This window comes from Campylobacter concisus (assembly GCF_002913945.1).
In the GTDB taxonomy this organism is placed as follows: domain Bacteria; phylum Campylobacterota; class Campylobacteria; order Campylobacterales; family Campylobacteraceae; genus Campylobacter_A; species Campylobacter_A concisus_P.
Map to the genome: position 1 here is coordinate 65,809 of NZ_POZK01000019.1, position 20,007 is coordinate 85,815.

The following is a 20,007-nucleotide window of genomic DNA, read 5'->3' on the forward strand; positions in this document are numbered from 1 at the left end:
AAATGATACTTTCCACCCTATTTTCAGCGATTGCAAACATTTTGCACCTTATTATCACGGTCTATACTTGGGTCATCATCGCAGCAGCTCTGATTAGCTGGGTCAGACCTGATCCTGGCTCGCCGGTCGTGCAGCTACTTTATAGGCTAACTGAGCCAGTTTATAGCTTTATTAGGCGCTACATAAAAACAAATTTTAGCGGTATTGACTTTACTCCGCTTATCGTACTTTTAGCACTTCAGTTTTTAGATCAATTTTTAATAAGGCTTTTATTTGGTTTTGCTGCGTCACTTTAGTATTCTCTCTCTTGCCTGTGTTACTCTTTTGGGCAAAATTTACACCTATGAGGAGTTAAAAAACGAGCCAAAAAGCCTAGCAAAAGACTACTACATCAACCGTCTTATTAACGAGGGAAGCTATACAAAAGAGCAGATCGTAGATCTTTCGCGTGATGTATTTAGAAAAGCGGGCCTTGTTCAAAAATCAATCGATAAAATTTTACCTCCAAAAGCGGCTCCTAGCAAATGCCCTGGTGTAAATGCAAAAAATATCACCCAGGCAAATCTAACCTGCCAAAATTTTCTAACATCTATTGCTTTTAGCTTAAAACTTGATAATCACACTCGTGAAATTTTAGCAGCTAATCTTGCAAAGACAAATCCAGAAAAATCAAAAATTTTACTCGCATTAAATGAAACAAATCCGGCTAAAGCTTTTGCAAATTTAAACGATACAAAGAGCTTTTTAGAGCTATTTAACGCCTCTAGCCCGCAAAATAAAAGTACACTTTTTAGTGAAAGCTTTGATGCAAATTTCATGACCAAGCTCTACTCACAAAAGGGCTTTACAAATTTATTAAACGATATTGTTTTTAATAAAAAATATGAAGGCTTTAGAAGAAATTTACTAAGCATCGATCCAGCTGTCACTGAAAAAAATGACGCTTTTACACTTGGAATAAATGCGATTTTACTAGGACAAGACGATATCGCCTTTAGCCTTTTTGCAAGAGCCAAGAGCACGTTTGAAAGAGCTTGGCAAAGGGATAATGCGACCTTTTGGCAGTACCAGATAAGCAAAAACGAAAGCTTTTTAAAAGAGCTAGGTGCCAGCAAGGATGCAAATATCTACTCGCTTTACGCAAGAGATTTGATCGGTGGCGAACCACTTGAAGTCATCGTGCCAAGGCCTAATAAGCAAAATATCGAAAATTTTGACGTAAGCGATCCGTTTTTATGGAACAAAACTGCAGCCCTTGCAAAGGATATGAATGCCACGCAAGCAAGCGAATTTGCGAAGAAATTTTATACAAACGAAAGTATCGGTGCCTATGCATACTTCATGCAAAAGGCGCATGGCTGGGAGAAGCAATACTTCTTAATGCCAAGCTCTCCTGAGCTTGAGGGCATCAGCAACGAGAGAAAGTCAATGATCTACGCTCTGGCTAAACAAGAGAGTCTCTTTATCCCAAGCGTAGTTTCTACTTCATACGCCCTTGGAATGATGCAGTTTATGCCATTTCTTGCAAATGCGATCGGCAAAAAAGAGCTAAAAATCCCAAATTTTGACCAAGACGATCTTTTTAAAACAGATGTCGCATTTAAATTTGCAAATCACCACCTAAACTATCTTGATAAATTTCTCTATCATCCGCTCTTTACCGCATACGCGTACAACGGCGGTATTGGCTTTACCAAAAAGCTTATCACAAGAGATGATATGTTTAAAGAGGGAAAATTCGAGCCATTTTTATCGATCGAGCTTGTCCCAGTCGCAGAAACTAGAAACTACGGAAAGAAGGTGCTTGCCAACTACGTAATCTATATGGCGCTTACTGGTTCCAATATAAAGATTTCGCAACTTTTCGAAAATTTAACAAAACCGGTTTTGACTGATAAATTTCGAAACTAAGTGCTAGATCATCACTTTGCTTGCTTGGTGCGGTCACTTCATAATAGAGCGCCCAAGGCATCGAAAATCCAGCAAATTTTAGCATCTTATCATTTTCATCAAGCAGCCTTGCGTTTGTGGCATTTGAGTCATTATTTACCTTGATATTATTTAGCTCGCTAGCGTGCTCTTTTGGGTTTATAGCCACCAAAAAGTGCTCTTTGTTCTGGTCTAAATTTGAATTATAGATCGGATTTAAATAGGTAGCAATGATGAGCGTCCTGTCAGCACCATCAATAATCTCACTTTTGCTCGTGTAAGCTAGAAGCTCGTTTTTTAAGGGCTCATGTACGATTACTTTTTCACCAGCACAGCCAAATATCATCAAAATAAATATAAAAAACGATATAAATTTGCTCATAAAAACTCTTAAATTTCTAAAATTTCTGCCATTTTAGCATTTTAATTTTTAAATTTCACTCATAAATTTTAAAGCCAACATAAGTTATAATCGCGAGAAATTTTAACAAAAAAGGTTCTTATGAAAAGACTTGCTATCGCTTTTTCTGGCCCTTCAAATAGCGGGAAAACGACTCTTATTTTAAAGGTAGCAAAAAAATTTATAGATGATGGTTTGAAAGTCGCGATAGTAAAACACGATCCAGGCGACAAGGCCAAATTTGACGTTGAAGGCAAGGATAGCTTTAAATTTTCTCAAACTGGAGCAGATGTGGTGGTGATGAGTCCGACTAGAACAACTTATTTTTCACAAAACTCACAAGAAATTAGCGATGTTATTAAAATGCTCGGCGAGTTTGATATGCTCTTAGTTGAGGGTTTAAAGACGCTTCCGCTACCAAGGCTAAGCGTTTTTAAGGGTGAGATCGACGAAGCTTATCTTAGTTTTTCAGATGCGATCGCTACTTATAAAGAGCAAGTCCCATACGAGATCACAAATCTAAATTTAGACGATACAGACGCCATTTGTGCGTGGATATTAGAAAATGCAAAGGCTGTATAATGCAAGAACTAAACCAAATTTTTAAAACCATAAAAGAGATCGCAAAAGAGATAAGCGAAGTGATAAAATACGCCGATCTTGGCTACACAACTCACGAAAACGCAACCGGCGACACACAGCTAAAGCTTGATGTCAAAAGCGACGAGATCATCACAGCTAAATTTAAGGAGCTTGCCTGCGTAAAAGCGCTAATTAGCGAAGAAAAAGAGGACGAACTTGAGATAAACAAAAATGCTAAATTTATCATCGCTTACGATCCACTTGATGGCTCAAGCCTAGTTGATGTAAATTTCGCCGTTGGCTCGATCTTTGGTATCTATGAAAACGAAGTAAAACCAGAAAATTTAGTAGCCGCAGCTTACAGTATCTATGGTCCAAGACTTGAGCTAGTAATTGCTGAGAAAAAGGGCGCTTTGCCTAAATTTTATAGACTTGGCAAAGATGGCGAGTTTAAATTTGTAAAAGAGCTTGAGCTAAAAGAAAAAGGCAAGCTAAATGCCACGGGAGCCACGCAAAAGGGCTGGAGCCAAACGCATAGAAATTTTATAAATGAGCTATTCAACCAAGGCTACAGACTAAGATACTCAGGTGCAATGGTGAGCGATTTGCATCAAATTTTACTAAAAGGTGGCGGTCTTTTTAGCTACCCAGCAACGAGCGATCATCCAAATGGCAAGCTAAGAGTAGTCTTTGAAGTGTTGCCATTTGCCTTTATATATGAAAATGCAAAGGGCGCAACGACAAATGGCAAAAACCAAACACTTTTTGATATAAAAATAGAAAAAATTCACCAAACAACGCCATGCTTCTTTGGCTCACGTGATGAAATTTCTCTTTTGCATAAATTTTACGAGCAAAAATAATGCAAGAAGCACAAGTAAACGAGTCACTTGACGCATTTGAGCTAGCCTTAAAGCAAAAAGCAAAAATTTTGCAAGAGTGCCAAAGCCAAAAAGGGCAAAAAAGCTGCTTTAACTGCGAAGTATTTTTTGACTGCGAGACAAGAAAAGAATACGTAAATAGCTGCTACAACTCGATGTCAAAAGGCAATACTGGCAGCGATGGCGGATTTGATTTTTAAAATTAAAGGAAAAATATGAAAGAAAAAGCTTATATAACGACCCCAATATACTATGTAAACGACGTGCCACACATCGGCCATGCCTACACGACTATCATCGCTGATACACTTGCTAGATTTAACCGCCTGCAAGGCAAAGAGACCTACTTTATGACAGGCACAGACGAGCACGGACAAAAGATCGAGCAAGCAGCTCGTGCTAGAGGCAAGACTCCAAAAGAGTACGCCGACGAGATTAGCGCTAAATTTAGGTCACTTTGGGATGAGTTTGAGATAAGCTACGATCATTTTATAAGAACGACCGACGAAGAGCACAAGCAAACCGTACAAAATATCTTTGAAAAGATGCAAGCAAATGGCGATATTTACAAAGGCGAATACGAAGGCTTTTACTGCGTTAGCTGCGAAACTTTTTTCAATCAAAGAGACCTGTTAGAAGACAATCACTGTCCAGACTGCGGCCGCGTGACGTCTTTAGTTAAAGAAGAGAGCTACTTTTTTAAGCTTTCAAAATATGAAGACGCACTTTTAAAATGGTACGAAAATGACGAGCTTTGCGTCATCCCAAAAGGTAAGAAAAACGAGGTCGTAAGCTTTGTAAAAGGTGGACTAAAAGATCTTTCAGTAACAAGAACGAGCTTTGACTGGGGCATAAAGCTACCAAAGAGCGCAAACGATGAAAAGCACGTTATGTACGTCTGGCTTGACGCGCTTATAAACTACCTAACAACACTAGGATATTCAAGAGATGACGCTAGAATGGATCTTTGGCCATACACTACTCACATCGTTGGCAAAGATATTTTACGCTTTCACGCAGTTTACTGGCCGGCATTTTTGATGAGCCTTGGCTTGCCATTACCAAAACACGTAGCAGCGCACGGCTGGTGGACCATAAATGGCGAAAAGATGAGCAAAAGCAAGGGTAATGTCATAAACCCAAGAGAGGTCGCAAACGCTTACGGACTTGAAAATTTCAGATACTTTTTGCTTAGAGAAGTGCCGTTTGGACAAGATGGCGATTACAGCCAAAAGGCTTTGATCGAGCGTATAAATTCAGAACTTGGCAATGGACTTGGCAACCTGTTAAGCCGCATTGTTGGCATGAGCGCAAAGTATAGCGACTATAAAATCGGCTCAAAAGATGTACTCAAATTTCACAAAGCCGAGCTTGATGAGGCCAAGGGCTACCTTGATGAGGCTATTAAAAATTTAGAAAATTTAGCGACGAACCGCTATTTAGAGGATCTTTGGAAGATCGTAACGCTAGCAAATGCAGCCGTTGCGAAGTATGAGCCATGGTCACTTGTAAAAGCTGGCAAAACTGACGAGGCAAACGCACTTGTGGCACTTTGCGCCAATTTACTTGCAAAAGTGGCGATACTGCTTAGTCCAGCTATGCCAAAAACTTGTGCTAAGATAGCTGACACGCTTGGCTTTAGCATAGACACAGTATCTTATGAAAGCCTTGTTTTGAAAAATGAAATTTCAAATTTTGTAGCAAAAGCTACAGATCCACTTTTCCCAAGGATAGAAAAAGAGCTAATGGGCGAGGCAAATGAGCCAAAGGTTGAGGCAGAAACTGAGCCAAAAGAGGAGAAAAAAGAAGAAGGTATCATTAGCATCGATGACTTTGCCAAGATAGTGATAAAAGTAGGCGAAGTGCTCGAATGCGAGAGGGTCGAGGGCAGTGAGAAGCTGCTTAAATTTAAGATAGATCTTGGCGAGCAGCAGCCACGTCAAATTCTTTCTGGTATCTCAAAATACTACGAGCCTAGCTCGCTTATCGGCAAGCAAGTTTGCGTTTTAGCAAATTTAAAAGAGCGAACGATGATGAAAAAATATGTCTCTCAAGGCATGATCCTAAGCGCATCTGATGGCTCGCTAACGCTTCTTGGCACGCAGGGCAAAGTTAAAAATGGTGCGATCGTTGGCTAAATGACAATAGAAAATTTAACTCGTCTAATAAATGCCGAGGCTCTAAACGCGCCGACGATAACTAGCGTAAGCGAGTTTGTTTTCGAGCTAAAGCATGTAAGACGTGGCTTTGCATATATTTGCTTAAATGCAAATGATAGTGATATAGAAACGGCAATCAAACAAGGCGCATACGCCATAATTAGCGAAGATAATGTTCCAATTATTGATCAAGAAATCGCTTTTTTGAAAGTCAGCAGTTTGCAAACTGCCATGATAAAGCTTATGAGATTTGAGTCAACTCACAAAGATTTGAAATTTTGCGCTGTAAATCCTTATATAAATGACTTTTTGGAAAAATCAAAACTTGGCTCTAATGCACATGTCATGTCAAAAAACATAACTGAGCTTTTTAATCAAATTTTTCATGCAAAGGTCTTTGATGTGTTTTTTGGCGATGACATAAGGACACTCCAACGCATATCACCTCTTTTTGAGACTATTTACACAGACACGACGATGCACGAGATAAATCCAAGCTCGATCTTTTTTACAAATATAGTTTTCAAACAAACATACTATCAAAACTTAAATATACCACGAGTTTTTGCCGGCATGTTTTATGGGCTTTTAAAATTTCTTGATAAAAATAAAATTTCATTTAAGCCTTATGAAGGTAGGATTAATGGACATTTCGATCCTATTTTTATAGACAAAAATTTTTCTCCAACGAGCTTTGGAAATAGCTTTAGAGCTATAATTACTGAAAGTGATGAAGATCTATTTGTAAGTCAAAGTATATTTTTAAATAAAAAATTTAGCCCTGATGAGATAAAAATTTGTTTGCCTGAAGGCTCTTTATTAAAAGTGCAAAATGCTATTTATTTTAAAAATTTAAGCGAGATAAAAAAACTAAAAAACTTTGTTTATATATTGATCTTATGCCAAAAAGAAGAACTCCTAGAAGAGCTTCACAAAACCACCGAAGAAAATTCGCTATTTTAATTTAGCTTTTTTCGTTTATTAGATCAATAAGCCTAACATCCTCGCTTCTTACGATTAGGCTTTTAGGCAGCTCAAATTTCTTGATAACCTCGCACTCTTTTTGCCTCATTTCTCCATCATCTTTTTCATGATCGTAGCCCAAGACGTGCAACAAGCCATGCGTAAAAAGTAGTGCAGTCTCAGCATCTTCGCTGTGATTTAGCTCATTTGCCTTTTGTTTTACCATATCTTTATTTATAACGATTGAACCAAGTGGTGTATGAATGACAAGCTCAAGTGGAAAACTTAAAACATCTGTAGTTTTATCAATGCCTCGCTTGGATCTATTTAGCTCTCTCATTTCATCTTCATCTATAAACACCAGTTCAACTTCCCCTGGTGTCAAATATGAGCAAATTTCATCTAAAATTTCTGGATAACTCTCTTCGCAAAGTATCATTTTTGGCTTGTCCTTAGTAAAATTTTGTATAATTTTAGCAAATTTAAAAGGCAAAATATGAAAAAAGCGGTTTGTATAATGAGTGGTGGCATGGATAGCACACTTTGTGCGGTTATGGCAAAAAAGGCTGGTTATGAGATAGTGGCACTTCATTTTGACTACGGTCAAAGGACGATGAGGCGTGAGAAACGTGCGTTTGACGAGATATGTGAGCGACTAGGGGTTGCTAAAAAGCTCAGCCTCGATGTTAGCTTTATCGCACAAATAGGTGGGAATTCGTTAACAGATGCAAGTATGCAAATAAGAAAAGATGGCGTGGAAAAAGACATACCAAATACTTATGTGCCTTTTAGAAATGGCATATTTATCTCGGTAGCTGCCGCACTTGCTGAAAAAGAGGGAGCAGAAGCTATCTATATCGGTGTCGTAGAAGAAGATAGTTCAGGCTATCCTGACTGCAAAGAAAGCTTCATAAAAAGCATAAATGAGTCGATAAATTTAGGTACATCAGATAGCTTTTCTTGCCAGATCATTACGCCTCTTGTGAATTTAAGCAAGGCTGACATTGTATTAAAATCGCTAGAGCTTGACTCACCGATAGAGCTAACCTGGAGCTGCTACGAGAGCGAGGACGAGGCATGCGGACTTTGTGATAGCTGTAGGCTAAGGCTAAATGGCTTTAAAAAGGCAAACGCCACTGATAAAATCACATATAAAAATCAAAAATTTTCCTTATGAGCCTCTAAAAGTGGCAAATTATTAAGCAAGGCCATTTAACAAATTTAAAGATATATCAACGCTTAGACTCTTGCTACCTACCAAAAATATAAATTCTCAGTCAACCTTGCCAAAAATTTAATAAAGAGGATTAAAAAGTAGTTGATAAATCTAGTCAAGGGTACAGTAAAAATTTCTAAGTCAGTGGTCACTACCACGGCTTTTTAGTGATCTTTATTTTTCTTATTGTCTTGTTTTTTATTTTGATCGCTTTGGATTTTTTCTAAATTTATATATCCCATTTCAACAAGTTTATTATAAATTTGAGCGATTTTTGGCCCAGCCGCACTTCCGCCATGGCCACCATGCTCGATAACCATTGTGATAACGTATTGCGGATCTTCATAGGGCGCATATGTAGTCATCCATGCATGAGATCTTTGCAAATACGCCATATCCTCCTCTTTCATACGTTTCTTTTCAGTTTGTGAGATGCCAACAACCTGGGCAGTACCGGTCTTTGCGGCAACTTTAACTAGGCTTCCAATAAAATGCCTATTTGCCGTTCCTCTTGGGTGATTTGCCACTTCATACATTGCATGCCTAATAGCTGGTAGCTGTGATTTTTCAAACGGCGTAAAAGCATCATCTGTTGGTGTAAAATCAACATCCTTGCCATCAATGCTCTTTAGAAAATGTGGGGTCACGTTTAACCCAGTTGCAAGCCCAGCGGTATATTTTGCCACTTGCATAGGCGTGACCAAGAAATTTCCCTGACCGATAGAAGTGATAAGGGTCTCGCCTTGAAACCACGCTTTGCCATACTTCCTCATCTTCCACTCTCTGCTTGGTAAAGTCCCTACAAACTCATTTGGCAAATCAACCTCGGTTTTTCTACCAAATCCCATACGCTCAAGTATCGGAACAATAGCGTCTATGCCGATCTTTTGACTACCTTTATAAAAATAGTCATCACAGCTCTCTCTAATTGCCGTATTCATATTAACATTTCCATGTCCGTGAGAGTTCCAGCAGCGGAATTTACGTCCTCCAAGCTCATACGAGCCACTACAAAAAAAGCTATCGTATTTACTCATGCCATTATCTAAAAATGCAAGTGCCATACCCATTTTTACGACAGATCCTGGAGGATAAAGGCCGTTTATTAGCTTGTTTGTAAAAGGATGATCGACGTTTTTTACAAGCTCTTCCCATTCAGGCTGAGAAATTCCAAGTACAAATGGATTTAGATCATACTCAGGAAAGTTTCCTGCTGCGATGATAGCACCGTCTTTTAGACTCATAACGATAACGCTTCCTGCATCCTTGCCAAAGACATCGGCCACAAACTGCTGAAGCTCAAGATCGACTGCAAGTTTGATGTTTTGACTTTGTGGCGCTTGATAGTTTATCTGCTCGATCTCTTCATTTAAGGCATTTACCTTTATCTTTTTAAATCCCTGAATTCCTTGTAAGATCGGATTATAAAACCGCTCCACGCCACTTCTTCCAATGTAGTTTGTAAGCTTTGTCAAAGGATCATTATCCATATCTTTTTGATTTGCCCTACCGACATAGCCGATAATGTGAGAAGCTAGATCGTTATACGGATAGTGGCGTTTTGAAGCAGGCCTTATCTCTAAATTTTCACGCAAAGAAAGTGATGCAAAAAATGGTAAAAATTTATCATAATCAATAAATTCAACCACATTTATAAAATCTTGGTTATAAGCTGAGTCATTTTTTATGTATTCATTTTTAAGCTTTGTAACATTTAGATCGCTAAATAGTGAGCTAATGTAAGCTAGCTCATCATCTAAAATTTTTACCTTTTTATTAGCACTTAAATGAGGTCTAATGGATACTGAAAAACCAAGACGATTAACAGCCATTGGCTTATCATGTGCGTCAAAAATAATGCCCCTAACTGGCGGAATATAAATAGTCTTTATCGCGTTTTGCTCCGCGATCTCGTTGTAGTAAGTATTTGAGTTTATGCTTAGGTGATAAATTCGTCCTAAAAGTATAATCCAAAAAAGAGCGATCACACTAAAGACGATGCGCATCCTCATAGTACTTTATCCCTAAAAAGAACGATAGCAAGGATACTTTCAAATGATATAAAAAATAGATATTCAGTCGAAAAGACTAAATTTTGCTCATTTAAAACGTAAGTAAATAGATTATTTACAAGAAAGGTTAAAGCGTATCCAGCTGCTACAAAGATGATAAGTAGACAATTTCGCCACTTCATCGTGGTATAGAGCCAGTCTAAAATAAAATTATAAAAAAGCAAAAATGCAATAATCGTTGAAAAAAGATGAAATCCATGGATTTGCTCAGCAAATATTATAAAAATTATCACAAAGTACCAATTATGCTTAAACTCGTCGTATTGCTTTTGTTTTCTTGAGTATTCCAAAATCATATAAGTAAAAAAAATGCCAATGAGTGGTGGCAAAAAGCCAAATTGCGTAGTTGCTATCTCATATGAGAATAAAAAAACAGCCCACCAAAATTCTTTAAAAATTTTAACATCTAAGCTGCTTATGGTTTGCATTTTATCTACCAAGAGCGTTATTTATGATGGCTTCTCTAGCCTTTTCGATACCGCTTTTATTAAGAGTTGAGACTAAGATGCCGCTTGGATCAAATTTCATTACCGCACTCTTTTGGCTTTGATTTAGCTTATCGCTTTTTGTATATAAATTTAAAATTTTCTGGTCAGCTCTTAAAAAGCTTTTTAGGTAAGAATCCACGTTCACGTCGATGTCTAGGTCAAAATGTCTAGCATCAATTAGATGTATAAAAAGTCTAATGTCGCTTCTAAATTTCAAAAACTCATCTAAATTTTTACGCCATTCATCATGCTTTGACTTTGCCACTTTTGCATAGCCAAAGCCTGGCAAATCAACCAAAATGAGCTTAAATTTATCTTTGTCTTCCTGCTCATCTTTTTGCTCACAAAACTCGGCCTCAAAGAAATTTATAAGCTGAGTTTTACCAGGAGTCGATGAGCTTTTGGCTAGATTTTTTTGGTTTACAAGTGTATTTATGAGGCTGCTTTTACCAACATTTGATCTACCTAAAAAGACGACTTCGCTTGTTACGAAACTTGGAGCCTCTTTTATACTTGGACTTGATGTGATAAATTTAGCACCTAGTGGCCTTATCACTTATCTTTTTCCTCTACCTGAAAGATAAACTTAACAGGCTTTTTTTCATCACTATTTACACTATACGTACCATCTTTTTGGTTAACAACTATCTTTTCACCATAAACATTCTTATCAGTTTCTACTTCATGCAAATAGCCATTTCCACTAACAGTATAGATCTGTTTTGCTGGCTCGTATGTAAGAGTATTGCCTTTGCCATCATAGTGCTTATCTTTTATAAAAATTTTAGCTCTAGCATTGCCAGTAGCCACATATTTTATAGGTTGACGTTTTTTGTCAAAATAGACGACCACTTTGTCTGCCTTAAGCTCATCAAATGAGCCCTTTTTGATATTTACATTACCTATGAATTCACTAGTTTGCTTATTCTCATCTGCAAAAAAATCATTTGATGTGATTTCAACTTGCTCTGCATTTAAAAATGTAAAACCCAATATCACCGCTAAAATCGCTGATTTTCTTCTACCCATGCCCTTAACCCTTTTACCTGCGTTTGTTTTTTAGCAAGATCATAGCTTCCACTCTCACCCAGTGCCTTATCATTATTTCTTATGAGCGTGAAATTTGCTTCAGATCTTACTATTTTTGTTTTTGTTCCATATATCACTTCGTCACTTATAAATCTCAAACTATCGTTGTTTTCATAGTTTGCATTCTTTTGAAAGATAATTTCGTCATTTTGTGAGATTGCTTTGTCTGAGCTTAGAAAATGTTTTAAATTTCCTCTTAAAATTTTTGCTTTAAAACTCAAAAATTCATCTTTATCATTGTATCTATTTAGCTCATCAGCCTCGTAGACTCCGCTTATTTTCGTGGAATTTATCTCATAATCTATCACGTCATTTATCTGCATATTTGATATCTTTGTATCAATCTTTAAAACATTTGCAAGATATGGATCTTGGGCCGCCAAAAATATCATCACGACACTAAAAATTGCCACGACGAAGTAGAAAATTTTTACAACCAACGCTTAGACCACTCGTCATATAAATTTTCTGATTTTATAATAAGCTCGATCATCTCTCTAACCGCGCCATTGCCACCTTTATGCTTTAGCTTTGTCTTTACGTCAAGCTCTTTTATCGCATCTTTTGGCTTAAAGCTCCAAGCAACTGCATTCAAAATTTTATAGTCATTGTAATCATCGCCGATAGCTGCTGCATTTTTAAAGCTAAGCCCTTCAAATTTTAATATCTCACTCGCCACTTCAAATTTATCACCAACACCTTGATAGACGTGATTTATCTTTAGATCCTCTGCTCTTCGCTCAACGATGGCTGACTTTCTGCCTGTAATGATAGCTACTTTTTTACCAAGCTTTAGCCAGCTTTCTATCGCGTAGCCATCTTTTACATCAAAAAATTTAAGCTCTTCGCCATTTGCATTGTAGATGATCTTGCCATCAGTCAGGCACCCATCAACATCTAAAAATATAATCTCTATCATAAAACACCCTTTGTACTTGGTGTGCCTATCCTTGCATTTTTAGCAAGCGCTCTACGAAGTGCGACGGCAAATGATTTAAATGTTGCTTCGATGATGTGATGAGTATTTTTGCCACGAATTTGATTTAGATGAAGAGTGATGGCTGAATTTATCGCAACTGCTCTAAAAAACTCTTCCACAAGCTCCGTGTCAAACTCGCCAACCTTGGCATTTTCATTAAAATTTTCATATACAAGGTAAGCTCTGTTGCTAAGATCTAGTGTGCAAAAAACAGCCGCCTCATCCATAACAACGCTTGCCTCGCCAAATCTCTCAACACCACTTAAAGGATACAAGGCCTCTTTTAAAAGCTGACCCAAAACTATGCCTACATCCTCAACGCTGTGGTGAAAATCCACATGCGTGTCGCCCTTGCATGAAATTTCAAGATCAAGCAAAGAATGCTTTGTAAAAGCTTCAAGCATATGGTCAAAAAAGCCAATGCCAGTATCTATCTTTGCAATACCAGAGCCATAAATTTTAAGCTTCATTGAGATTTGTGTCTCTTTTGTATTTCTAGTTAGCTCTAAAATTTCTTCTCTCACGCCCTAACCTCTTACTATAAATGCACCTTGGAATTTACCGCTTCTTGCATAATCCCTAGCCTCGTCCTCACTTCTAAAGCCATTTAAAAATACCCTATAAATGGTCGAGCCATCTATAGTAAATGTCCTAACTACCGACTTGTAACCATCTATGCTTTGATGCTCTCTTTGATATCTGTTTGCGCCCTCAAGGTTTTTAAATGAGCCAATTTGCACCATAAAATCTCCACCTACGACTCGTTGCTCTGACGAAATAATAATGCCTCCAGTTGGAGCTGTCGGAGAGACTGGATTTGGCACTTTTATGCCAGTGCTTGTCGGTTTTGCTTGAGTGTTAATGCTTGCAACAGCATTTATATCTTCATTAAAGCCTATGACTTCCATACTGACTGGAGCTGTGCCTGTACCGATAATATCAAGTTTAGTTGCAGCCGCCTTTGAAAGGTCTAAAACTCTATCAGCCACAAAAGGTCCACGATCATTTACGCGAACAATGACGCTTTTTTGATTTCTTAAATTTGTTACCTTAAGGATCGTATTCATCGGCAAAGTTTTGTGTGCTGCAGTCATGTTGTACATATTATAAATTTCGCCGTTTGAGGTTGTTTTACCATGAAAATTTGGACCATACCAGCTTGCTGTGCCACTTGCCTTATCACCAACGCTTACAACGGTTGGGTAGTATGTTTTGCCATTTATCGTGTAAGGCCTCATTGTTGCTTTTTGGATAGAAGCTGAATTGTTGCCCTTTACATTAGTTGGGCCACTTGGTGTAAATGGTGCCCCGCTCCAAGAGCAACCAGTAACTAGAAGAGTAAAACTTAGTCCTATATAAAATTTTAGGCTCTTATGGTATGACAATATTTGCTCCAACATTTAAATTTGAACTAGCAAAAGAATTTGCATCTTTTAAATCTTTTTCGCTCACATTAAATTTTTTAGATAAAGAAGCTATCGTATCACCAGTTTGGACTATATAGTTTTGAGATTTATTTTGTGCGGAAAATGGAATAATTAGTTTTTGATTATAGCTTACGGCATTTGTGCTAAGTTCGTTGTAGTCCTTGATTGCTCTATGGCTAACACCTGTTTTTTTAGAGATAGAAAGTAATGTTTCGCCTTTTTTTACAACGTAGGCATAAAAATTATTTTTACCATTAAATGGCTTGAAATTTTCTGCAAAAAGCTGCTTTTTATTTTCAGGGATATAAACATAATAATCTTTTAGAGTTGGTGGAGTAAATACAAATTTTAAGTGCGGATTGTTGTTTTTCATTTTTTTTGTACTAAGACCGATACTATCGCCTATTTGAGCTAAATTTGTACCACCAGGTACTTTTACTTTTACAAGCTTTAGTCCTCCGTTTATGTTTAACAAAGATGAATCTTTAGACATCAAGAAGTCTGCGTCTTTTGCGGTATATGCTGCTCTTAAAATTTTGATAACAAAATTTCTAGTTTCAGCTGGAAGGTATTTTTTCTCAGCATCAAGAAGTGTTACAAGATCATCTGTGCCAGCTTTTTGTATAGCTCTTTTTAACGCACCATCGCCGCAGTTATAAGCCATAGCTGCTAGATACCATTTGCCAAATTGATTTTTAAGCGACTTTAGATAATTCGTAGCTGCGATAGTAGACTCTACTGGATCTTTTCTCTCATCTACATATTGACCCACTTTTAAACCATGAAGTCTAGCCGTTTGCTCCATAAACTGCCACATACCAGTAGCTTTTGCGTTTGAGACTGTGTGATTTGAAAAGCCTGATTCTATCATTGCCAGATAAAAGAATGACTCAGGTACGCCTGATTTTTTGATCTGCTCTTTTACCATCGGTATATACATATAACCATTTTTTAGAGCTTCTGTAAATGTTTCAAGTTGTGATTGTTTGATACCTTGCCTCATCTTTGCATAGTGAGAAGTCTTCATAAAGCTAGCATCAATGTCCAGCTCTTTTAAAATTTTTACCTGAGTGTCGTATGAGCTCTTTTCAGGTGTATTTGCTAGTAGCAAGGTACTACATGCAAACATTAAAAATATTTTAAGCATTGCTTTCATTTCTATCCTTTTTTCGTGTCAAAACTTAAGATGCTAGCATCTTAAACAAGTGCAACGCTCAAAATTTAAGCAAAGCACTTAAACAACCTTTTGGCATTATTTGAAGTTTTTTCACAAATAACTTCAAACTCAAGGTTTAAAATTTCAGCTATCTTTTTAGCAACAAATGTCGTAAACGCCGGCTCATTTCTCTTGCCGCGATTTGGTTCTGGCGTGAGATAAGGAGCGTCAGTTTCAATAACTATCCTGTCAAATGGGATTTTTGGCAAAATTTCGACTAAATTTTTAGCATTTTTAAATGTTAAAACACCGCCTATGCCAAAGTAAAAATTCCCAAATTTACAAAGCTCTAAAAGAAGTGGCGAAGCATTATAACAATGCAAAATCGCCCCAGCTTCAAGCTTTGGTGCATACCCTTTTAAGATATTAAAAGAGTCCTCATTAGCCTCCCTAATGTGAAGAATAACGGGTTTTTTTAGCTCAACAGCCAAATCAAGTTGAGCTAAAAAAATACGTTTTTGATCCTCTTTTTCTTTTATCTTTTCATTTTCATCTTTTGGCAAGCGAAAGTAGTCCAGGCCGCATTCACCTATTGCCACACACTTTTCATCTTTAGCAAAATTTCTTAAAATTTCAATATCAAAACTCTCTTTATCATATGGATGAACTCCGGCGGCAAAGAAAATGTCAGAATTTTCATGTGCTATTTTAGCCGCTTTTGGTAAATCATTGATATCAGCTCCCGGGATAATAAAGCCCTTTAGCCCTAAATTTCTAGCTTCATCTAAAATTTTATCAAGGTCAGGATCATAAACTTTACTATCCAAATGACAATGCGTATCTATAATCATAAAGCTATTTCTACTCTGTTTCTACCATTTTCTTTTGCGGTGTAAAGTGCTGAATCGCAAGCCTCAAGCATATCGTCTATCTCGCAATGCCCATTGCCAAAAGATACACCTATTGATATAGTAACTTTTACTTTTTCCTTTTTTATAGTTACTTCATTTTCAGCCACTTTGGCTCGTAAATTTACAAAAAATTTAACAGCTTCTTCTTTATTTATCTTTTTAAGGACAACGCAAAATTCTTCGCCACCAAATCTAGCAACGATATCACTTCCTTTTGTATTATCATTTAAAATTTTTGCAATTGATTTTAGTATCTTATCTCCACCATCGTGGCCATATTTATCATTTATTTTCTTAAAATAATCAACATCAATCATTGCAAAAGCGTAAGGCTCATTAGTCTCTTCAGCTACATGAACATACTCTTCTACGTCAGAATAAAAAAATCTTCTATTATAAACTCCTGTTAAGAAGTCGCGATTTGCAAAATTTGCTATCTTGTTTATATTTTCCATCGCTTCGATCGTATTATTAACACGGCATATTAGCTCTTCTTTTGAAAATGGTTTTGCTATAAAATCGCTCGCACCATTTTTTAAAAATATTGACGCGTCGGTCTTTTCACTAGGCGATGTCATAACGATTACACCAAGACTTTTTTTATCTTTTTCTTTTCTAACCTCTTTTAGAACTTCAAGACCGTCTTTCACTGGCATTCTATAATCAGTTATTATAAGATTTATATCAGGATTATCCGCAAAATAATTCATTGCCTCTTCGCCGTGAGCTGCGGCCAAAACTTTAAACTGAAGGCTAGTTAATATCTTTTTTATCATATTTCTAAAAGGAAGCGAGTCTTCGACAACCAAAACCTTGTATTGTCTATTTTTGCTCAGTCTATTTATCATTTGGAAGATATAGTTGATATCGTCCATATTTCCTTTATAAACATAATCCACAATATCTTTATTTATAAAATTTTGCCTTGTTTCATCATCAATGCTACCTGTTAAAACGATAGCCGAAAGCCCTTTGGAAAGCGCATAATCAACAATCTCTCCATTTGGAGCATCTGGCAAATTTAAATCCAAAATAGTCATAAAATAATCTTTGTCATACTCGCTAATTAACGTCTTAGCCTCGGCAAAACTGTATGCGACATCAATTGTCATATCATCAATAGTCTTTTCCATTTGCATAACAATCAGCTTTGCTAACGCCTTATTATCATCAACTACAAGGATTCTTTCCATATTATTCCTACAAAAATTTTTATCAAATTAGTGGCGATTTTATCAAATAAATTTATTTATAAAGCTTAAATTAATAATTTAAATTAAGCTACTTTAAAAGCCCTTTCGCAAAATTTATTGCCTCTTCACTTATGTGCTCACCGCTTATCATACGTGCTAATTCGCTCACTCGTTCATCTTTGTCAAGCTCTCTTACGACCGAGTTTTCTCCATGACGCTCTACCAAAAAGTGAGAATTTGCCTTTGAGCTAAGCTGCGGCTGGTGAGAAATGGCAAAAATTTGATAGAAATTTGCAAGCTTAAGCAAGACATTTGCGATACTCATCGCCTCTTTTCCACTTAAATTTGCATCTATTTCGTCAAGTATGATGACATCACCGCCCGTTTTTGCGATCTCACTAGATGCGGCTATAAAAGCCAGTCTTAGGCGGTTTAGCTCGCCTGAACTTAAATTTTTAAGCGAAGTCTCATTTAAATTTAGACAAACCTCATCAAGTCCTAAAACATCAAGTCTTTTTTCTTCTATCTTTAGCGTGATATCTGGCATATAAAGCTCTTTTAGGTATAAATTTATCATCGCCTCAAGCTCTTTTAAATTTGCACCCCTTGCCTTGCTTAAAGCGCTGGCTAGATCATTTGCCTTTTTGCTTGAAATTTCAAATTTCTTCTCAAGCTCGCTCTTTTCAAAGCTTAAATTTTCATACCTTGCAAGCTCTTTCTCCTTTTTATCAAGCGCTTCTAACGCCTCCTCTTCGCTGCCGTAGCGCCTGATGATGGCATTAAGAGCTTCTATCCTATCAAGCACGCTCTCGACGTCGATATCGTCAAGCTCCTCCATATTTAGGCTATCTCTTGCGACCCTTAGCTCGTTCATCGCATCTTCAAAAAAGCCGTTGTCAAGGTCGCTGATGCTTAGCGCCTCATTTACGCTGTGCTCTAGCTCAAATATCCGCTCAGCCCTAGCCCACGCCTCATTTATCTTATCTTTTTTACTAAGCCTTTTTTTAGTTTCCATAAGCTCTTCAAACTCGCCTTTTTTAGGCCCAACACTTCTTATCTTCTCGATCTCAAAGCTAGCAAGCTCCTTTAGCTCCTCGACCTTTTTCTCTTCCTCTTTTATAGTGGCTAGCTCTTTTGAAATTTTAGAAAATTCCAAAAAGGTCTCTTCAAATTCCTGCTTTGTTTCTTTAAATTTCTCATTTTTCGAAATTTCTAGCCTGTCAAGCAAATTTAGAAATTTCTCATTTTCAAACTCGTTTGCCTCTTTTGCCGAGAGATATTTTATATGCTCACGCGCCACTTGAGCTAAATTTTTCTTTGAGATGGCTTGCTGATTTATAAAATATCTAGTGCTCTTATCTTTTAAAAGCTTGAAAATATTGACCTCTTCATTTTCTATGCCAAACTCATCAAGCTCAAATTTATGCTCCACGTCAGCTTCTATCAGCCTTGCCTCGCTGTCTTTTAGCCCAAAAACAGCCATTATAGCGCTCATTAGCACAGACTTGCCAGCGCCGCTAACGCCCGTAAATACGCTAAGCCCCTCTTTGAAATTTAGCTCGACATTTTTAAAATTTAGATAATCTTTAATCAAAATTCGATCAATCATTATAACCCCAGTGAAGTTTCTCTTTTAAAATTTGAAAATAATCCCTGCCAATATGACGTATCAGCCTAGCTTTTTTGTTGCTCAAACTCATGCTAACGGCTGAAATTTTACTCATATCAAATCTATCTTGTCCGTCAAGTACCAAAATCGCATCGCTATTTGTTCTAAATTTAACCGTGTGATTTTTCGTAAGCACGACTGGACGCTGTGTAAGTGAGTGCGAGCATATAGGAGTTACTGTAAAAACTTCGCTTAATGGATAGATAATAGGACCATTTGCGCTCATGTTATATGCCGTTGTTCCAGCAGGTGTCGCCACTATAACGCCGTCACCAAAATATGAATTAAAATATTTTTCATTTAAAAGTGCTTCGATATGCGTCATCGAACCACCATTTTTACTAACGATGACTGCGTCGTTAAATGCTATCTTTTGCTCTGTTTTGCCATCATTTTTGTGGAGAGTCACATCAAGCATAAAAGGCGTTTCTACCTCAAATTTATCATCAAAAAAGTCTTTAAAAAATTTCTCACTCTCGCCAATCGTGATGTCTGTTAAAAATCCGAGCCTACCAGCGTGTATGCCAAGGACAAGTGGCGAGATGTGAGCTAGTTTTCTACAAGTTGAAATGATCGTACCATCACCGCCAAGCGTGATAAGAAATTCGCACTCTTTGGCTAGTTTTATCAGCTCAAAACCATTTTTTTCTATACGCTTAGCACAATTTCTTTCAAGCAAAATTTCTGCGTTATACTTTTTTAAAATTTTTTCTAATTTTTCTAAATCTTGCCTAAATAATGGATAATCTTTAGCAATAAGTCCTACTTTTTTTGTGCAAAAAGTATTAAATTTTTGTTCATTTTTCATGTAAATGATTGTAACATATTTTATTTTAACAAAGCTTTTCAAAAGAAAAAAGCGATTATAATTGCCTAAAAAACATTGCAAAGGA

At 37.0% G+C, this 20,007-nt stretch carries 23 protein-coding genes; 8 read left to right on the top strand and 15 right to left on the bottom strand.

All coding sequences use genetic code 11. The features are described from left to right. The first annotated feature begins 2 nt into the window (after positions 1 to 2). Together CYP64_RS04505 and CYP64_RS04510 are read left to right on the top strand one after the other, a co-directional pair. Positions 3 to 296, top strand: coding sequence for a YggT family protein (locus tag CYP64_RS04505; protein ID WP_103648839.1), 294 nt, complete (start codon positions 3 to 5; stop codon positions 294 to 296). Beyond that, complete coding sequence (locus CYP64_RS04510; protein WP_103648840.1) at positions 274 to 1,911, top strand: lytic transglycosylase domain-containing protein; 1,638 nt, start codon at positions 274 to 276, stop codon at positions 1,909 to 1,911. Before CYP64_RS04505 ends, CYP64_RS04510 begins: the two co-directional genes overlap by 23 nt. On the opposite strand, the gene CYP64_RS04515 is transcribed toward CYP64_RS04510, so the two are convergent. Then, a complete protein-coding gene (locus CYP64_RS04515; RefSeq protein WP_103648841.1) occupies positions 1,832 to 2,311 on the bottom strand; it encodes a hypothetical protein in 480 nt (159 codons plus the stop codon). The two genes, CYP64_RS04510 and CYP64_RS04515, sit on opposite strands and share 80 nt — an antisense overlap. A gap of 120 nt (positions 2,312 to 2,431) precedes the next feature. On the opposite strand from CYP64_RS04515, the gene mobB reads away from it, so the two are divergent. Genes mobB through CYP64_RS04540 form a run of 5 tightly spaced genes read left to right on the top strand, consistent with a single transcriptional unit; the run spans position 2,432 to position 6,914 of the window. Next, positions 2,432 to 2,911 (top strand): molybdopterin-guanine dinucleotide biosynthesis protein B, encoded by a 480-nt coding sequence (gene mobB, locus CYP64_RS04520; RefSeq protein ID WP_103648842.1) that lies wholly within the window; start codon positions 2,432 to 2,434, stop codon positions 2,909 to 2,911. After that, a complete protein-coding gene (locus CYP64_RS04525; protein ID WP_103648843.1) occupies positions 2,911 to 3,774 on the top strand; it encodes a class 1 fructose-bisphosphatase in 864 nt (287 codons plus the stop codon). The genes mobB and CYP64_RS04525 overlap by 1 nt, the downstream gene beginning before the upstream one ends. Beyond that, a complete protein-coding gene (locus tag CYP64_RS04530; RefSeq protein WP_103648844.1) occupies positions 3,774 to 3,992 on the top strand; it encodes a hypothetical protein in 219 nt (72 codons plus the stop codon). Before CYP64_RS04525 ends, CYP64_RS04530 begins: the two co-directional genes overlap by 1 nt. 15 nt (positions 3,993 to 4,007) lie before the next feature. Next, complete coding sequence (metG, locus tag CYP64_RS04535) at positions 4,008 to 5,930, top strand: methionine--tRNA ligase (RefSeq protein WP_103648845.1); 1,923 nt, start codon at positions 4,008 to 4,010, stop codon at positions 5,928 to 5,930. Continuing rightward, complete coding sequence (locus CYP64_RS04540; RefSeq protein WP_103648846.1) at positions 5,931 to 6,914, top strand: ferrochelatase; 984 nt, start codon at positions 5,931 to 5,933, stop codon at positions 6,912 to 6,914. A 1-nt stretch (position 6,915) separates the two neighbouring features. Here the strand turns inward: CYP64_RS04540 and ybeY are convergent, their stop codons facing one another. Beyond that, a complete protein-coding gene (ybeY, locus tag CYP64_RS04545; RefSeq protein WP_103648847.1) occupies positions 6,916 to 7,353 on the bottom strand; it encodes an rRNA maturation RNase YbeY in 438 nt (145 codons plus the stop codon). Between the two features lie 24 nt (positions 7,354 to 7,377). On the opposite strand from ybeY, the gene queC reads away from it, so the two are divergent. After that, positions 7,378 to 8,091, top strand: a complete 714-nt coding sequence (gene queC / locus CYP64_RS04550) for a 7-cyano-7-deazaguanine synthase QueC (RefSeq protein WP_141091148.1) — start codon at positions 7,378 to 7,380, stop codon at positions 8,089 to 8,091. A gap of 203 nt (positions 8,092 to 8,294) precedes the next feature. On the opposite strand, the gene mrdA is transcribed toward queC, so the two are convergent. The 13 genes from mrdA to CYP64_RS04615 form a co-directional block, all read right to left on the bottom strand. Then, positions 8,295 to 10,142 carry a penicillin-binding protein 2 gene (mrdA, locus tag CYP64_RS04555; protein WP_103648849.1) on the bottom strand — a complete coding sequence of 616 codons (1,848 nt, stop codon included), beginning with the start codon at positions 10,140 to 10,142 and terminating at the stop codon, positions 8,295 to 8,297. After that, positions 10,139 to 10,630 (bottom strand): hypothetical protein, encoded by a 492-nt coding sequence (locus CYP64_RS04560; protein WP_103648901.1) that lies wholly within the window; start codon positions 10,628 to 10,630, stop codon positions 10,139 to 10,141. Before CYP64_RS04560 ends, mrdA begins: the two co-directional genes overlap by 4 nt. Before the next feature lies 1 nt (position 10,631). Further along, complete coding sequence (gene yihA, locus CYP64_RS04565; RefSeq protein ID WP_103648850.1) at positions 10,632 to 11,246, bottom strand: ribosome biogenesis GTP-binding protein YihA/YsxC; 615 nt, start codon at positions 11,244 to 11,246, stop codon at positions 10,632 to 10,634. Continuing rightward, complete coding sequence (gene lptA, locus CYP64_RS04570) at positions 11,243 to 11,719, bottom strand: lipopolysaccharide transport periplasmic protein LptA (protein WP_072594780.1); 477 nt, start codon at positions 11,717 to 11,719, stop codon at positions 11,243 to 11,245. Before lptA ends, yihA begins: the two co-directional genes overlap by 4 nt. After that, complete coding sequence (locus tag CYP64_RS04575) at positions 11,692 to 12,219, bottom strand: LPS export ABC transporter periplasmic protein LptC (protein WP_021090489.1); 528 nt, start codon at positions 12,217 to 12,219, stop codon at positions 11,692 to 11,694. Before CYP64_RS04575 ends, lptA begins: the two co-directional genes overlap by 28 nt. Further along, positions 12,210 to 12,698 carry a KdsC family phosphatase gene (locus CYP64_RS04580; protein ID WP_087584728.1) on the bottom strand — a complete coding sequence of 163 codons (489 nt, stop codon included), beginning with the start codon at positions 12,696 to 12,698 and terminating at the stop codon, positions 12,210 to 12,212. The genes CYP64_RS04575 and CYP64_RS04580 overlap by 10 nt, the downstream gene beginning before the upstream one ends. Continuing rightward, positions 12,695 to 13,270, bottom strand: coding sequence for an imidazoleglycerol-phosphate dehydratase HisB (gene hisB, locus CYP64_RS04585; RefSeq protein ID WP_181001548.1), 576 nt, complete (start codon positions 13,268 to 13,270; stop codon positions 12,695 to 12,697). Before hisB ends, CYP64_RS04580 begins: the two co-directional genes overlap by 4 nt. A 15-nt stretch (positions 13,271 to 13,285) precedes the next feature. Continuing rightward, positions 13,286 to 14,143: a septal ring lytic transglycosylase RlpA family protein gene (locus CYP64_RS04590; protein WP_103648851.1), complete on the bottom strand. Its 858-nt coding sequence runs from the start codon at positions 14,141 to 14,143 to the stop codon at positions 13,286 to 13,288. Next, on the bottom strand, positions 14,130 to 15,341 hold the full coding sequence (locus CYP64_RS04595) for a lytic transglycosylase domain-containing protein (protein WP_084040887.1): 1,212 nt from the start codon (positions 15,339 to 15,341) through the stop codon (positions 14,130 to 14,132). Before CYP64_RS04595 ends, CYP64_RS04590 begins: the two co-directional genes overlap by 14 nt. A 65-nt stretch (positions 15,342 to 15,406) precedes the next feature. Beyond that, entirely contained in the window at positions 15,407 to 16,192 is a 786-nt protein-coding gene (locus CYP64_RS04600) for a TatD family hydrolase (protein WP_103648852.1), read from the bottom strand. After that, entirely contained in the window at positions 16,189 to 17,445 is a 1,257-nt protein-coding gene (locus CYP64_RS04605; protein WP_103648853.1) for a GGDEF domain-containing response regulator, read from the bottom strand. Before CYP64_RS04605 ends, CYP64_RS04600 begins: the two co-directional genes overlap by 4 nt. An 88-nt stretch (positions 17,446 to 17,533) precedes the next feature. Then, positions 17,534 to 19,054, bottom strand: coding sequence for an AAA family ATPase (locus CYP64_RS04610; RefSeq protein ID WP_181001686.1), 1,521 nt, complete (start codon positions 19,052 to 19,054; stop codon positions 17,534 to 17,536). Beyond that, positions 19,047 to 19,922: an NAD(+) kinase gene (locus tag CYP64_RS04615; protein ID WP_103648902.1), complete on the bottom strand. Its 876-nt coding sequence runs from the start codon at positions 19,920 to 19,922 to the stop codon at positions 19,047 to 19,049. Before CYP64_RS04615 ends, CYP64_RS04610 begins: the two co-directional genes overlap by 8 nt. Positions 19,923 to 20,007 lie beyond the last annotated feature (85 nt).

Bases quoted from the DNA above. Each gene is read 5' to 3' on its own strand.
- CYP64_RS04505 (WP_103648839.1), top strand. From the start codon at position 3: ATGATACTTTCCACCCTATTTTCAGCGATTGCAAACATTTTGCACCTT.
- CYP64_RS04515 (WP_103648841.1), bottom strand. From the start codon at position 2,311: ATGAGCAAATTTATATCGTTTTTTATATTTATTTTGATGATATTTGGC.
- mobB (WP_103648842.1), top strand. From the start codon at position 2,432: ATGAAAAGACTTGCTATCGCTTTTTCTGGCCCTTCAAATAGCGGGAAA.
- CYP64_RS04525 (WP_103648843.1), top strand. From the start codon at position 2,911: ATGCAAGAACTAAACCAAATTTTTAAAACCATAAAAGAGATCGCAAAA.
- CYP64_RS04530 (WP_103648844.1), top strand. From the start codon at position 3,774: ATGCAAGAAGCACAAGTAAACGAGTCACTTGACGCATTTGAGCTAGCC.
- metG (WP_103648845.1), top strand. From the start codon at position 4,008: ATGAAAGAAAAAGCTTATATAACGACCCCAATATACTATGTAAACGAC.
- CYP64_RS04540 (WP_103648846.1), top strand. From the start codon at position 5,931: ATGACAATAGAAAATTTAACTCGTCTAATAAATGCCGAGGCTCTAAAC.
- ybeY (WP_103648847.1), bottom strand. From the start codon at position 7,353: ATGATACTTTGCGAAGAGAGTTATCCAGAAATTTTAGATGAAATTTGC.
- mrdA (WP_103648849.1), bottom strand. From the start codon at position 10,142: ATGAGGATGCGCATCGTCTTTAGTGTGATCGCTCTTTTTTGGATTATA.
- CYP64_RS04560 (WP_103648901.1), bottom strand. From the start codon at position 10,630: ATGCAAACCATAAGCAGCTTAGATGTTAAAATTTTTAAAGAATTTTGG.
- lptA (WP_072594780.1), bottom strand. From the start codon at position 11,719: ATGGGTAGAAGAAAATCAGCGATTTTAGCGGTGATATTGGGTTTTACA.
- CYP64_RS04580 (WP_087584728.1), bottom strand. From the start codon at position 12,698: ATGATAGAGATTATATTTTTAGATGTTGATGGGTGCCTGACTGATGGC.
- CYP64_RS04595 (WP_084040887.1), bottom strand. From the start codon at position 15,341: ATGAAAGCAATGCTTAAAATATTTTTAATGTTTGCATGTAGTACCTTG.
- CYP64_RS04600 (WP_103648852.1), bottom strand. From the start codon at position 16,192: ATGATTATAGATACGCATTGTCATTTGGATAGTAAAGTTTATGATCCT.
- CYP64_RS04605 (WP_103648853.1), bottom strand. From the start codon at position 17,445: ATGGAAAGAATCCTTGTAGTTGATGATAATAAGGCGTTAGCAAAGCTG.
- CYP64_RS04610 (WP_181001686.1), bottom strand. From the start codon at position 19,054: ATGATTGATCGAATTTTGATTAAAGATTATCTAAATTTTAAAAATGTC.
- CYP64_RS04615 (WP_103648902.1), bottom strand. From the start codon at position 19,922: ATGAAAAATGAACAAAAATTTAATACTTTTTGCACAAAAAAAGTAGGA.